The sequence below is a fragment of the Phytohabitans flavus genome, from assembly GCF_011764545.1.
In the GTDB taxonomy this organism is placed as follows: domain Bacteria; phylum Actinomycetota; class Actinomycetes; order Mycobacteriales; family Micromonosporaceae; genus Phytohabitans; species Phytohabitans flavus.
Genome location: NZ_AP022870.1, coordinates 2,914,812 through 2,927,922 on the forward strand (window position 1 = coordinate 2,914,812; position 13,111 = coordinate 2,927,922).

General features: G+C 73.5%; 15 protein-coding genes. 11 read left to right on the forward strand and 4 right to left on the reverse strand.

The annotated features are described in order from the left end of the window. Positions 1-28: 28 nt before the first annotated feature. Genes eccB through Pflav_RS12760 form a run of 3 tightly spaced genes read left to right on the forward strand, consistent with a single transcriptional unit; the run spans position 29 to position 2,803 of the window. Positions 29-1,414, forward strand: a complete 1,386-nt coding sequence (gene eccB, locus Pflav_RS12750; RefSeq protein ID WP_173036362.1) for a type VII secretion protein EccB — start codon at positions 29-31, stop codon at positions 1,412-1,414. Next, entirely contained in the window at positions 1,414-1,782 is a 369-nt protein-coding gene (locus Pflav_RS12755) for a hypothetical protein (protein ID WP_173036363.1), read from the forward strand. The genes eccB and Pflav_RS12755 overlap by 1 nt, the downstream gene beginning before the upstream one ends. Next, positions 1,760-2,803 (forward strand): hypothetical protein, encoded by a 1,044-nt coding sequence (locus Pflav_RS12760; RefSeq protein WP_173036364.1) that lies wholly within the window; start codon positions 1,760-1,762, stop codon positions 2,801-2,803. Before Pflav_RS12755 ends, Pflav_RS12760 begins: the two co-directional genes overlap by 23 nt. Before the next feature lie 430 nt (positions 2,804-3,233). Here the strand turns inward: Pflav_RS12760 and Pflav_RS12765 are convergent, their stop codons facing one another. Further along, entirely contained in the window at positions 3,234-3,722 is a 489-nt protein-coding gene (locus Pflav_RS12765; protein WP_173036365.1) for a hypothetical protein, read from the reverse strand. Between the two features lie 169 nt (positions 3,723-3,891). Here Pflav_RS12765 and Pflav_RS12770 point away from each other — a divergent pair, with 169 nt between their 5' ends. The 3 genes from Pflav_RS12770 (at position 3,892) to Pflav_RS47920 (ending at position 7,136) form a co-directional block, all read left to right on the forward strand. Beyond that, complete coding sequence (locus Pflav_RS12770; RefSeq protein ID WP_173036366.1) at positions 3,892-5,586, forward strand: hypothetical protein; 1,695 nt, start codon at positions 3,892-3,894, stop codon at positions 5,584-5,586. 301 nt (positions 5,587-5,887) lie between these two features. Beyond that, the gene (locus Pflav_RS47915; protein WP_332107751.1) at positions 5,888-6,466 is read left to right on the forward strand and encodes a DUF222 domain-containing protein; all 579 of its coding nucleotides are present in this window, start codon (positions 5,888-5,890) and stop codon (positions 6,464-6,466) included. Then, entirely contained in the window at positions 6,393-7,136 is a 744-nt protein-coding gene (locus Pflav_RS47920; protein ID WP_332107867.1) for an HNH endonuclease signature motif containing protein, read from the forward strand. The genes Pflav_RS47915 and Pflav_RS47920 overlap by 74 nt, the downstream gene beginning before the upstream one ends. Positions 7,137-7,357: 221 nt before the next feature. On the opposite strand, the gene Pflav_RS12780 is transcribed toward Pflav_RS47920, so the two are convergent. Further along, positions 7,358-7,702 carry a nitroreductase family deazaflavin-dependent oxidoreductase gene (locus tag Pflav_RS12780; RefSeq protein ID WP_197938401.1) on the reverse strand — a complete coding sequence of 115 codons (345 nt, stop codon included), beginning with the start codon at positions 7,700-7,702 and terminating at the stop codon, positions 7,358-7,360. Positions 7,703-7,902: 200 nt separating this feature from the next. Between Pflav_RS12780 and Pflav_RS45350 the strand changes: the two genes are divergently transcribed. Next, entirely contained in the window at positions 7,903-8,766 is an 864-nt protein-coding gene (locus tag Pflav_RS45350; RefSeq protein ID WP_232071321.1) for a DNA polymerase ligase N-terminal domain-containing protein, read from the forward strand. Further along, a complete protein-coding gene (gene ligD, locus Pflav_RS45355) occupies positions 8,763-9,518 on the forward strand; it encodes a non-homologous end-joining DNA ligase LigD (RefSeq protein WP_332107868.1) in 756 nt (251 codons plus the stop codon). Before Pflav_RS45350 ends, ligD begins: the two co-directional genes overlap by 4 nt. Positions 9,519-9,529: 11 nt before the next feature. Here ligD and Pflav_RS12790 read toward each other — a convergent pair whose 3' ends face one another. Next, complete coding sequence (locus Pflav_RS12790) at positions 9,530-10,153, reverse strand: DedA family protein (RefSeq protein ID WP_173036367.1); 624 nt, start codon at positions 10,151-10,153, stop codon at positions 9,530-9,532. Between the two features lie 96 nt (positions 10,154-10,249). On the opposite strand from Pflav_RS12790, the gene Pflav_RS12795 reads away from it, so the two are divergent. Next, positions 10,250-10,621 (forward strand): VOC family protein, encoded by a 372-nt coding sequence (locus Pflav_RS12795; RefSeq protein ID WP_173036368.1) that lies wholly within the window; start codon positions 10,250-10,252, stop codon positions 10,619-10,621. A 12-nt stretch (positions 10,622-10,633) separates the two neighbouring features. Here the strand turns inward: Pflav_RS12795 and Pflav_RS12800 are convergent, their stop codons facing one another. Continuing rightward, positions 10,634-11,053 (reverse strand): RidA family protein, encoded by a 420-nt coding sequence (locus Pflav_RS12800; RefSeq protein ID WP_173036369.1) that lies wholly within the window; start codon positions 11,051-11,053, stop codon positions 10,634-10,636. Between the two features lie 150 nt (positions 11,054-11,203). Between Pflav_RS12800 and Pflav_RS12805 the strand changes: the two genes are divergently transcribed. Then, complete coding sequence (locus Pflav_RS12805) at positions 11,204-12,166, forward strand: LysR family transcriptional regulator (RefSeq protein ID WP_173036370.1); 963 nt, start codon at positions 11,204-11,206, stop codon at positions 12,164-12,166. Next, positions 12,163-13,029, forward strand: a complete 867-nt coding sequence (locus Pflav_RS12810; RefSeq protein ID WP_173036371.1) for an alpha/beta fold hydrolase — start codon at positions 12,163-12,165, stop codon at positions 13,027-13,029. The genes Pflav_RS12805 and Pflav_RS12810 overlap by 4 nt, the downstream gene beginning before the upstream one ends. Positions 13,030-13,111: the final 82 nt, after the last annotated feature.

Consider the following 13,111-nt stretch of genomic DNA (forward strand, 5'->3'; position numbering starts at 1 on the left):
GTCGTCCGGCTGGAGGAGCGGGAGTGCGATGTGGTCTCGGCGTGAGCAGGTGCAGGCGTACCGGTTCCTCACCCGACGGATCGGTTCCGCGCTGCTGTCCGGCGAGCCGGAGACCAACGAGCTGCCGATGCGGCGGTTCGGGATCTCGGTCGCGGGCAGCATCGCGATCGCCGGGCTGGTCTTCGCCGGCGTCGCCGTGTACGGGCTGCTCCGCCCCGCCGGCCGCGAGCCGGTGGCGAACGCCATCATCGTCGAGCGCGAGACCGGCGCGAAGTACCTGTACCTCAATGGTCTGCTGCACCCCGTGCTGAACTGGACCTCGGCCCGGCTCGTCCTCGGCGAGGCCCAGCCGGCGGTACGCACGATGGCCGGCGCCTCGCTGCGGGACGTGCCGCGCGGCCGACCGGTCGGCATCCCGGACGCGCCCGACGCACTGCCGGGCAAGGGCAGCCTTGTCGGCGCGCCGGTCACTGTCTGCACCGCGCCCCGCGCGGCGAACTCGGTCACGCCGGCCACCCACGTCCTCGTGGGCCGGGTACCGGCCGGTGGCACCGCGCTGGGCGAGGACGATGGGCTGCTGGTCACCGCCGGCGACGAGCGCTATCTACTGTGGCGGGACACGCGGCTGCGGATCCGGGACAACGCCACACTGGCCGCGCTCGGCTGGGCGGCGGTGCGACCGACCACTGTGGGCCTCGGCTTCCTCAACGCGGTACCGGCGGGTCCGGACCTTGTCGCGCCCAAGGTGCCAGGTGCCGGCGCGACCGCCCGGACCCAGGTCGCGGGCGCGGCGGCCGACGTGGGTGACCTCTTCCGGGCCGCCGGCCAGTCGTACGTGATGGTGCGCGACGGCCTCGCCCCGGTCGGCGAGGTCGCCGCCCGGCTGGCCGCGGCCGGCGGGGCCCAGGTCACCGACATCACCCCGCAGGAGGCCGGCGCGGCGCTCGTCGAGGGCGACGTCGAGCCGCCGGGGTACCCGACCGACGTGCCGAAGGTCCGGGGCGCCGAGTTCGCGATGGCGTGCGCCACCCCGCTCGCGACCTACGACACTGTGGACAGTGAGCTGACCCTCACGCCGGAACAGGTCGCGCCATCCCGCACGGGCGCCGACGGGGTGCTGACCGCCGACCGGGTCGCGGTACCGGGCGGGCACGCCGCGCTGGTCAAGGCCGCCACCGGCCCGGGCGCCACATACCTCGTCACCGACCAGGGACTCAAGCACCCGCTGCCGGCCGAGGAGCGCGACGCCGTGCTCGCCGCCCTGGGGTACGCGGGCGTAGCCCCGGTGCCGGTACCGGACATCGTCCTCGCGCTGATACCCACAGCGACCGCGCTCGACCCGAAAGCCGCGACGCTGCTCGCCCCACCGGCGACCGTCGCGCCGCGGCCCACACCTCCTGGGGAAGGTACGTGATGGCAGCGGACGAGACGTCAGTAAGCATCCTGTCGCTGGAGGACTTCCGGCAGCGGCTGGAGCGACGGATGGAGGAGGCGGGGGCGGCTCTGCTCGCGGTGCTCACCCCGCCCGGGTCCGAACCGCCGGCGCTGGGCGAGTTCCACCACGCCAAGGAGACCGCGCTCCGGCACGGGACCCTGAACGACGAGTACGCCGACGGCCTGCGCCGGCTGGTCGGCGCGCTCTCCGCCGCGCAGACCGCGACGGCCCAGGTGGTCGAGCGGTACCGCACAGCGGGCGACCTCGCGAACGCGCGGGTCGCGGAGCTACAGGCTGTCCTGCGTCCCGTGGAGGAGGCGCTCAATGGCGGACAAGACAATGGCTGACGAGTTCTACGAGCGGTACCGGCACCTGAGCCACCAGGAACTCTTCACCCAACTTCAGGCCGGCTCGCCCCGGCAGGTGGAGAAGGTGATCGGCGCGTGGCGGGCCGCCGAGGAGGCCGCCGAGGCGGTCGCCACCACGCTCGGCCGTGACCTCGGCGCGCTGTCGCTGACGTGGAACAGCGTCGCGGGGCGCGAGTTCCAGTACCGGCTCGGCCTCATCTCCGCGTACGCGCGCAAGCTCGCCGACGAGGCCAGCGCGATCCGTACCGGCCTCGCCGTCATGTCGACCGCGCTGCGCCAGGCCCAGCGGCAGGCCGAGCCCGAGCAGGCCGACGTTGTTGTGGGTCCTGCCTCCGGCGTCGTCGGCCCAGCGTTCGGGCACACGATGGTCGAGGAGGAGCGGGCCAAGTCGCGGGAACGCCTTGCCGTGCTCGTCGCCAACCTCGCCACCGAGTACGTGCTGACCGACCACGGTGCCTGGCCCCGCTCGGTCCCCGCCCCGCCACCGGACCTGCCGGCCGGCGTGGGGCTCCCGCCCGCGCTCACACTACCGCCGGCGACCGAGCTGGCGGGGGCGACCACATTGGACACGGCACCCCGGCCCGCACCGCTGCCCGGGGGTGGCGGTGGCCTGGCCGCGGCCGGGATCGGGTCCGGGGGCGGCGGTCCGGTACTGGACCTCTCCCCCACGACTGCGGCGGCTTCTGCCCCGGCACACACGCTGGGCGGCGTGCTGAGTGGCGTGAGCGGCGGCGGCCGGGGCACGACGGAGAACGTACGGCCCGAGGCCCGAGGCGGTGGCTCCTCGGCCGCCACGGCACCGATGGCCCCGATGGGCGGGGTACCGCCGGCGGGCGCGATCGGCGCCGCACCGGTCGGCCGCACCCCCGACGGGTACGTCGTCAACGACCCCCGCTACGCGGACGACGCCGCGTCGTGGTCCAACGTGGACAACGTGGAGTGGGACGACGGCGCCAGCCCACCCCCGTCCGTCATCGGCGACCCCCGCACGACGGCGTAGCGCACGGCCATGTCGCAGACTGAGCACCAGATGCCCGCGCCCCCGCCGGACGAGCCGATGGGCTGGCCCGCGGAGCCGACCCCGATGTCCGCCGACGACCCTTCGGCCCGCGCGGCCGCCGCCGAGCTACGCGCCCGCCCGCGCTCCCCGTGGGAACCCGCCGTCGTGGCCCCCCGCCCCGTCCGGTGTGGACGTCGCCGACCACACCCGACACCTTCAGGGCGGCGGCACCCTCGCGCCCGGCGCCGCCGGCCACAGCGCCCATCTCCCCCGTCCCGGCTCCCGCACCGGTCAGCCCGCCGCCAACTTGGGCCGCACCGGTCGGCCCGCCTTTGGCCCCAGGTGGCCGGGTTGCCTTGCCACCGGCGACCGCGGGCCCAGGCGCCGCGCCCCCGGCCCCAGTCGCGCCGGGTCCCGGCGTGCCAGTCGCTCAGGCCGGCCCGCCGCCGGCTCCGGGTGGCCCGATCGCCTTGCCAACCGGGACCTCAGGTCCCGGCGCGGCGGCGCCGGCCACCGTCGCCCCGGTTGTTGGCTTGCCGGCCGCCCAGGCCGCCCCCGTGTCAGCGCCCGCAGGCTCGGTTGCCCAGCCACCAGCGACAGCGAACGCTGGTGCGGCGGCACCGGCCACGGTCGGTCCGCCTTGGGCCTCCGTCTCCTCGCCGCCGTCCCCCGTCTCCCCGCCTGCACCGGCGCGGCTGAATGGTTCGCCGGTTCCGATCAGTCCGGCGGCCACCATCCCGCCTCCGCCGGTGGTGTCCGTGCCGCCGCGGACCGTGCCACCCGCGCCGGTCGTGGTCTCGCAGCGGCCGCTTCCGCCACCGCCGACGGTCACCGTGCCGCCGCCCTCCCGGCGCCGGCAGGCCATGCGGGCGCCGCGCGAGATCCCGGGCCTACCGCCGCCTCCGATGGTGCCGGCCACGCCGTCGTCGCCGTCATCGACGCCACCGGTAGTCGCGCCGGCGCCGCCGCCGACGGCGTTCCTGTCACCGCCGCCCGCGTCACCGGGCCTGTCCGCCAGGCTCGCGCCGCAACCGGCTCCGGCACCGCCACCGACGGCGCCCCTGTCACCGGCGCCGATGTCGCCGTCCGTGGCGTCTCTCTACCAGCGACCTACGTCGCAGTCACCGGGCCTGGCCGCCGTGGTCGCGCGGGCTGTGGTCGTCCCGGCAGTAGCGCCGGCGCCGACCGGCAAGCCCGACCTAGCCGAACCAGCCGCCCAGGCCGCGCCAGTACCACCGACCAAGAGCAAACCTGACCTGGCCGAAGCCACCGTCCAGGCCGCGCCAGCAGCGGCGCCAGCGCCGACCGGCAAGAGCAACAAACCCGACCCGGCGGGAACAGCTGCCCAGGCCGCCCCGGCAACGACGCCAGCGCCGCCCACCAAGAGCGACAAACCCGACCCGGCCGAAACCACCGCCCAGGCCGCGCCAGCAACGACGCCAGCGCCGACCGGCAAGAGCAACAAACCCGACCCGGCGGGAACAGCAGCCCAGGCGTCGACGCCGACACCGGGCACCAAGAGTGACAAGCCGGGCCCGGCCGAAACCACCGCCCAACCCACCCAGGCCGCGCCAGCAATGACGCCGACGCCAGCAGGCAAGCCCGACTCGGCGGGAACAGCTGCCCAGGCCGCGCCGGCAGCGGCGCCATCGCCGACCGGCAAGAGCGACAAGCCAGACCCGGCCGAAACCGCCGCCCAGCCCACCCAGGCCGCCCCGGCAGCGGCGCCGACCTCGGCAGGCGCGAGCGGCAAGAGCGACAAGCCCGACTCAACCGAAACCGCCGCCCTGCCGGCCCAGGTCGTCCCGGCAGCGGCGCCGACGCCGCCCGGCAAGGGCAAGCCGGACCCGGACGAGACCGCCGCCCTGCCCGCGGTGGTGAGCACGTCGAGTGCAGTGCTCCCGCCGCCGACGGTCGTCATTCCGCCGCCGGGGCCGGCGCGGCTCGGATCGGCGGCGGGGCTGCGGGCGGTGCCCGCACCACAGCCGGTGCGGCTCGGGCCGCTGCCGCCGCGTATCGGGAGGCCACCCGTCGTGGCCCCGGCGACGATGGTGCCAGCCGTGCCTGCGACGACGGTGCCGGCCGTGGGGCCGGCCACGATGGCGCCCGCCATGATCGTGGCCGCTGTGGAGCCGACGACGGCGGTGCCTCTGACGGCCGTGGTGGTGGACGCCGCCGAGAAGCGCCGGAGCCGGCCGGCCAGCCGGATCCTGCTCGGCCTGCTTGTCGGGCTGCTCGTCGGATTCCTCGTCTTCGGGGCTGCCGGCTACCGGGTCGGCGTGCGCAACCCGGTCGCCAGCGGCGGCGAGGGCGGGGGGCGACAGTCTACGGTGGATCCGTTCGGCGAGGACAAGGCGCTGGCCGCGTTCGCCGCCGCCTGGCTGCCTGACGCGACGGGCTGTGCGAGCGCCGCAGGCGAAGAGGGCGAGCAGTCCCGCGTCTCGTGCACGCTCGGCAAGCTTGGCCTCCACTTCGTACGCTTCGCGTCGGCGGCCGAACGGGACACGGCCCGGCTCACCCGCCGGCAGCAGCACGACGACGCCCAGCGGCTGGCACCGGGCGCGACCCACGTGCTCCGCCGGCCCAGCGCATCGCAGCGTACGCGCGGTGAGTACATCGAGTTCGCCTACATCTCCGGTACCGGCGCGGACGCCCCCATCGTCGCCGGCATCTGGTGGGACAACGGTGACGAGCCGATCGCCGCGTACCTCGAGGCGCCGCTGGCGAAGGATCTCGACGGCAGTTGGGCACCGCTCCGCGACGCCTGGAACCGCTACAGCTAACCGGCGACGCCAATGCCGCCCACGAAACCGCAACCCACCGGGCCGCACCATAGAGTTTTCGGGGTCGGGATTTCTTTCGCGGACTCTATTCCATGGTGAAGATTTGAGCTACCGCGATCGCCATCGCGGTCCAGGCCGTTGCTCCTGCGGCCTCACCCTCCCGGTCAACAAATGACGCGACCGCTGCTCGCCACACGCCCGTGGCTGCGGGCCTATCACGTCTCCGAAAAGGGCATTCGAATATCCCTAGATCGACGAATCTAAACTGGTGGTCTTGGCGGCAGCACGAGACAATTATTAGGTGGACGAGGACACGTTAGCCCAGCTCACCGCCCTTGCGGCCAAATGCGCTGACGCCTCGGTCTGGCCCCTTTCCGACGACGCGCTCGTTGATTGCCTGGACACCATTCACCAGATCACACAAACGCTCACCGCCGCGCAGTCGCATTTGATCCGAGAAATTGATGGGCGGGGTTTGCCGGTCGCAGGACATGCGTCGAGTATGGGCGTGTGGTTGCGGGAGCATTTGCGGGTCAGTATGCATGCGGCGAAGCGGATGGTCGAGTTGGCCCGGGCGGTGGATGAGCGTCCCGCTCTGGACGCCGCGTTGGTCGCCGGTGTGGTGAATGCTGAGCAGGCGGCGGTCGTGGCCGCGGCGATCCGGGACCTGCCCGTCGAACCAGGGTTGGTCGACCGGGCTGAGGCGGTGCTGATCGGTCAGGCGCAGCAGTTCGAGCCGGCCATTCTGCGCAAGGCCGGGGAGCGGGTCCTCGCTCATGTGGCGCCGGAGCTCGCTGATGCCCGGGATGCTGCGGTGTTGCGGCGGCAGGAGGGTCCGGGCGTGGCAGAGCCGCGCGTTTCAGCTGACCCGGTTGGGTGATGGGCGGGTGCGGGTGACCGGTTGGTTGGACGAGGTCGGCGCCGCCACCGTCAACGCCGCCCTGGACCCGTTGTGCGCCCCGCGCCATGACGGCGACGAGCCGCGCACACCCGCGCAGCGGCGAGCTGACGCGTTGGTCGCCGTGTGTGACCTGGCCACCCGCACCGAGCAGTTGCCGGACAACGGCGGCCAACGGCCGCACGTCGTCGTTACCGTCCCCTTCGCCGCGCTGCGCGAGCAGGTCGGGGCCGGCACGCTGGACACCGGCGGCCGGGTCAGTCCCGCACAGGTCCGGCAGCTGGCCTGCGATGCGCAGATCATTCCGGCGGTGCTGGGCGGCGACGGCCAGGTCCTGGATCTGGGTCGGACCCGGCGGCTGATCACGGGGTCGTTGCGGCGGGCGCTGGAGCTGCGTGACCGGGGGTGTGCGTTTCCGGGCTGTGACCGGCCGCCGCGCTGGTGTCACGGGCACCACATCCGCGCCTGGGTCGAGTCCGGGCAAACCTCGCTGGACAACAGCGTCCTACTGTGCGGCTACCACCACCGCATCATCCACAGCGGACAGTGGACCGTCCGGCTCGCGGCCGATGGGTTGCCGGAGTTCATCCCGCCCAGCCATGTTGATCCGCACCGAGAGCCACGCCGCAACCTCTACCACCACCGCGCATGACACACCCACGCGTCCGACCATCAACACCGACCCGTGGCAGGCAACAGCGCCCGGGCCGCAGTGAGCGGCACCGCCATCCGGGTGACCTTTGTCGACCTCAAGCACCCCGACCGACTTCCGAGACCAGCACGACTCGGCGCACCAGGGCGTTGGCGGGCGGCATCAAGCAGTCGATCGGCTCCGGGCCGTCTCAGGGGCCGGGCGGAGGTGGAGGAAGTCCGTTACGCCGATCGCCGCGAGCATGGGGCGGACCGGGGTGGCACGGCGGCGCGGGTCGGGTCGTGGACGAGGCGCGGGTCGGTCAGGCGGACCGGGTGGCGGCGGATCTCGACCACGCAGTCCCCGGCGGCCAGCACGTTGCGGGTCCAGTCGCCGACGCCGTAGACGAGCGCGACCGCGTACCCGTCGCGGGTCTTGAAGATGTTGACGGGCGTCCGGTATTCGCGGCCGCTGCGGCGGCCGTGATGGACCACGATGCCGAAGCCGGGCAGCTGCCGCACGATCGGGCCGAGCACATGGTTGCTCGCCACGCGGTTGATCCTGGCCATCCGGCGGGGAAGGACCATCCGCTCACCATACGCGCGTGCCGGGTGAGAATGCTGCCATGACCGGACTGGGCGCCGCATCCGGTCCTGGACACGCCAGACAAGAAGGCACGCAAACGGACCGCCCAGGACATCGCACACACGCATCCCGCGGGGCGGCACCGAGCTGGGCTGGTCCGCGACGGGCGGTAGGCCCCGCCGCGGCGGGGTAAGAAGAAGCAATGGCGCCGACCAGGACCAAGTCGGGGCGTGAGGAAACGCTCGACGAGTACCGGAGCAAGCGCGACTTCACGCGTACGCCCGAGCCGTCCGGCGACGGTGGTGGCCCGGAGCCGGGTGCGCCGCTGTTCGTCGTGCAGCGCCACCGCGCCCGCCGGCTGCACTACGACTTCCGCCTCGAGATCGACGGTGTGCTGGCGAGCTGGGCCGTGCCGAAGGGGCCGACGCTCGACCCGAAGGCACGGCGGGCCGCCTTCCACGTCGAGGACCACCCGATGGAGTACGCCGACTTCGAGGGCATCATCCCGGCGGGTGAGTACGGCGGCGGTGACGTCATCGTGTGGGACACCGGCACCTGGCAGCCCGCCGAGGGGGTGGACGACCCGGGGCGCGCGCTGGCCGGCGGCGAGCTGCACCTGGACATGTACGGGGAGAAGCTGCGCGGCCGCTTCGTGCTGGTCCGTACCGGCAACGACAGCAACCGCGAGCGGTGGCTGCTGCTGCACAAGAAGGACGAGTTCGCCAAGGGTGGCTGGGATCCGGAGGAGCACCCGCGCTCGGTGCTGAGCGGCCGTACCAACGAGGAGGTCAAGGCCGACCCGGACCGGATGTGGCAGTCCGACCAGCCGCCCGCCCGCGCCGCCGTACCCCTGAAGGCCGCCGCCGACCCGGCGGGCGACGACGAGCTGCGCGAGCTGGACGAGCTGCGCGCCTCCGGCGGTACGTGGCACGTCTTCGGCCGCGAGCTCAAGGTGACCAACCTCGACAAGGTGCTCTTCCCGGGCGGCCCGGCGAGGAGCCGGTCACCAAGCGCGAGCTGCTCCGGTACGCGGCCCGGATCGCGCCCACAGCGCTGCCGTACCTGAGACGGCGGGCGTTCAACATGCACCGCTACCCGAACGGGGCGGAGGAAAAGGGCTTCTGGCACAAGGAGCTGCCCAACCACGCGCCGGACTGGCTACCGCGCTGGAACAACCCGGACGCCGACCCGGGCGAGACCCAGACTTACCTTGTCGTCGACGAGCCGGCCGCACTCGTGTGGGCGGCCAACTTCGGCGCGCTGGACTGGCACGCCTGGACCTCCACAGTGGACCACCCGGACCGGCCGACCTGGGCGCTCGTCGACCTCGACCCGGGCGACGACACGAGCTGGGAGGACATGCTCGCGCTCGCCCGCCTGCACCGGACCGCCCTGGAACACGTCGGCGTACGCTCCCGCCCGAAGGTCACCGGCCGGCGCGGCATCCAGATCTGGGTGCCGATCGCGCCGGGCCCCGACTTCGCCGCCACCCGCGCCTGGGTGGAGAAGCTGTCGCGCACCGTCGGCGCCGTCGTGCCGGAGCTGGTGAGCTGGAAGTGGGAAGTGAAAGAGCGCAAGGGCAAGGCGCGGCTGGACTACACGCAGAACGCGGTCAACAAGACGCTCGTCGCGCCGTACAGCCCGCGCCCGGCCCCGGGTGCGCCGGTGTCGGCCCCGATCGACTGGACCGAGCTCGAAGATCCCGGCCTGCGCCCGGACGGCTTCACGATCCGATCCATCGTGGACCGGATCGCGGAGCGGGGCGACCTCTTCCAGGAGCTGCTGGACCACCCGCAGAAGCTGCCATCGCTGGACTGACGCGCCAGGGCCTAACCCTTCGCGGAACGCCGGTGGCGGGCGAGCCGCCGGGTCACGATGACCACGGCGACCGCCACGACGGAAACGGCGAGCAGCGCGAGGACGACGCGCCCATAGATGCTCTCCACCCGCCGCCACGATCCGCCGGCCAGGTAGCCGAGGAGCGTGGAGGCGATTCCCCAGGTCACACCGCCGAGGATGTTCCAGAACAGGAAGTGCGGGTACGGGATGCGGGCGGCGCCGGCCACGGCGGGTACGAGCGTCCGGGCGAAGCCCACCCACCGGCCGAGGAAGACCGAAGCGCCGCCGTACCGCCGCATGAACGCCTCGGCCCGGTCCCACCGCGACGCCCTGACCCAGCGGCCCAGCCGGGTCGAGCGCAGCCGGGGGCCGAGGCGATGGCCGATCCCGTAGCCGATGGTGTCGCCGATCACCGCGCCGGCGATACCGCAGGCCGCGACCGCGGCGACGTCGACGTGCCCCAGGCCGGCGAGCACGCCGCCGAAGATCAGTACGGTCTCGCCGGGCAGGACCAGGCCCACGAAGATACCCGCCTCGGCGCACACCACGGCGAAGATCACCAGGTACACCACCCAGTCGGGGGTGCCGGCGAGCCAGTTGACCAGCGCGGTCACGCGCTCGACAGTACGGCCCGGCGGGCGGCTCCGGGGCGGATCCGGCCGACTGTCGAATCCGGCCCCGGTCCGGTCATCATCGGGTAGGAGGTAACTATGTTCGACGAGCTGTTTCCGATCCTGACCACCGCCGACCTACCGCGCGCGCTGCGCTTCTACCGGGACCTGCTGGGCGGCACGGTGACCTACCAGTTTCCGCCCGAGGGTGAGCCCGGCTATGTCGGGCTCGATCTCGGCGGCTCGCACCTGGGCATTGGCCGCCAGGAGGAGCCGGGGGAGCTCTTCAACGACCGGGTCACGCTGTGGCTCTACGCGTCCGACGGCGACACCGCGGTGGACAAGCTCCGCGCCGCCGGGGTAAAGGTGCTGGCGGAGCCCACCGACCAGCCCTGGGGCGAGCGGATGGCCACGGTCGCCGACCCGGACGGCAACCGGGTGATCATCGCCACGCGGGCCACGATGAAGTGAGCGGAGGGGCCGCTAGGCGGGGACCGCGGCGGTGACCTCGACCTCCAGCACCGCCCCGGGCAGGAAGAGGCGGCTGACCTCGACCGTGGTGCTGGCCGGCGGTACGGTCGCCGGCGTCGCGGGGAAGAGGGCGCGGCGGACCGCCCCGTACGCGGGCAGGTCGTCCAGGTCGGTCATGAACGTGCGGATGTGCGCGACGTCGGCGAGCGTCGCGCCGTGCGCGGCGAGGATCCCGGCGATGATCTCGAAGATCCGCTCCGCCTGGGCGCCCGCGTCACCCGGCGCGACCACCTCGCCCGCGTCGTCCACCGCCACCTGGCCGGCGAGTAGCAGCAGCGCGCCGCCTCCGCCTGCGTCCAGGCGCGCCACGTGGGCGAAGCGGTCGCCGAACGGCGCGGCCACGCTGGGTGGATTGTCCAAGTTGAGGTCCATGTCGCTCCAGTCCGATAGGTACCGCAATGTCCGTGCCACCGGCTGGTGCCCCCGTGGCCACCAGCCGGCGCGGCGCCCACGCTAGGGCCGCTCCTCCCATGCGACCAACGAATGTCCGGAATCGCAGCGATGCGTGACTAGCATGACTTCGTGGATACGCGGCTGCTGGAGGTGTTCCGGGCCGTCGCGCGGTACGGATCGATCACCACCGCCGCCCGGCAGCTCAGCTTCACCCAGTCGGCCGTCTCCCGCCAGATCGCCGCGCTGGAGGCGGAGCTCGGCGCGCGGGTCTTCGACCGGCTGCCGCGCGGCGTGGCGCTCACCGAGGAAGGCCGGGCGCTGCTCCCGCACGCCGAGGCGGTGCTCGACCGGCTCACCGCGGCCCGCCGCGACCTCGACGCCCTGCGCGGGCTCGGCGGCGGCCGGCTGCGGGTCGGCGCGTTCCCCACCGCCGTGGCGGCGCTGGTCCCGAGGGCGCTCGCCACCTTCCGCGAGGCGTACCCGGATGTCGCACTGTCCCTTGTGGAGGGCACCACGCCCGTACTCCTGGATCGGCTGGCCGCCGGCGACGCCGACGTCGCGGTCGTGAGCTTCTCCCCCACCGGCCCGATCGACCAGGCCCGGTTCGAGCTGCACCACCTCCTCGACGAGCGGCTACTCGTCGCGGTCGCCCGCGGGCACCGGCTGGCCCGCCGGCGCACGGTCCGCCTCGCCGACCTGACCGGCGACCCGTTCGTCGTCGGCTCCGCGACCGCCGAGGAGACACTGCTGCGGGCCAGCCTGCCCAGCGGCTTCCAGCCGCGGATCGACCTCGTCGCCGCCGAGTGGACCGGCAAGCTCGGCCTTGTCGCCGCGGGCCTGGGCGTCGCGCTCGTGCCGGCGCTGGCCGTGCGCGGCACGCCCGCCGACGTCGCGCTGCTCCGCCTGCACGCCGACGACGAGTCGGTCCGCCGGGTCTTCGCCGCCACCGCCGCCGGCCGCACCGTGCCGCCCACCGTGGCCCGCTTCCTGACCCACCTGCGCGGGCCGCCCAAGCTTTCCGCACCACGCGCCGATGAGTTTGCGCGCGCCGGGTCGTCTAACCCGGCAAGTAGCCAGAAGGAGAGATCATGACCAGCCCTGAGACGCACACCGTCGAGGCACCCGGCGCCGTCATCACCTATGACGTACGGGCGGCGGCGGAGAGCACCGAGCCGACGCTTCTGATGATCGGCTCACCCATGGACGCGGCCGGGTTCGCCGCCCTGGCCGTGGAGTTCCCGGACCGTACCGTGGTCACCTACGACCCGCGCGGCACCGGGCGGAGCGAGCGCTCCGAGTCCGGCGAGGCCACGCCCGAGCAGCACGCCGACGACCTGCACCGGGTGATCTCCGCGCTCGGCGGCGGGCCGGTCGACGTCTTCGGCAGCAGCGGCGGCGCTGTCAACGGGCTGGCGCTGGTCGCCCGCCACCCCGAGCAGGTGCGCACGCTGGTGGCGCACGAGCCGCCGTCCGCCGCGCTGTTGCCGGACCGTGAGACGGCGCTCGCCGCCGTCCGGAGCATCCGCGACACGTACCAGCGCGAGGGCTTCGGCAACGGGATGGCCAAGTTCATCGCGCTGGTCGGGATCAAGGGACCGGTGCCGGCCGAGTTCGCCGAGCAGCCCGGGCCGGGCGCGGCCGCCTTCGGCATGCCCACGGAGGACGACGGCAAGCGCGACGACGCGCTGCTCGCGCAGAACATCATCACCTGCACCCAATACGAGCCGGACTTCGGCGTGCTCGCCAGCGCGTCGACCCGGATCGTGGTCGCCGTGGGCGCGGACTCGGAGGGCGAGCTGGCGTACCGCGGCGGTCTGGCCGTCGCCGAGCGGCTCGGCACCGAGGCGGTCACCGTGCCTGGCGGCCACGGCGCCTACCTGCCGGCGGAGTTCGGCATGGGCGGCGACCCGGCCGGCTTCGCGATCGCGCTCAGCAAGATCCTGAACGAGCGCTGACGGTACCGCCGACGAGCGCGGCCGGCAGCACGCTGGTCGCGCTCGTCGACGCTTCGCTAGATCTCGTCTAGCGGAGATCTAG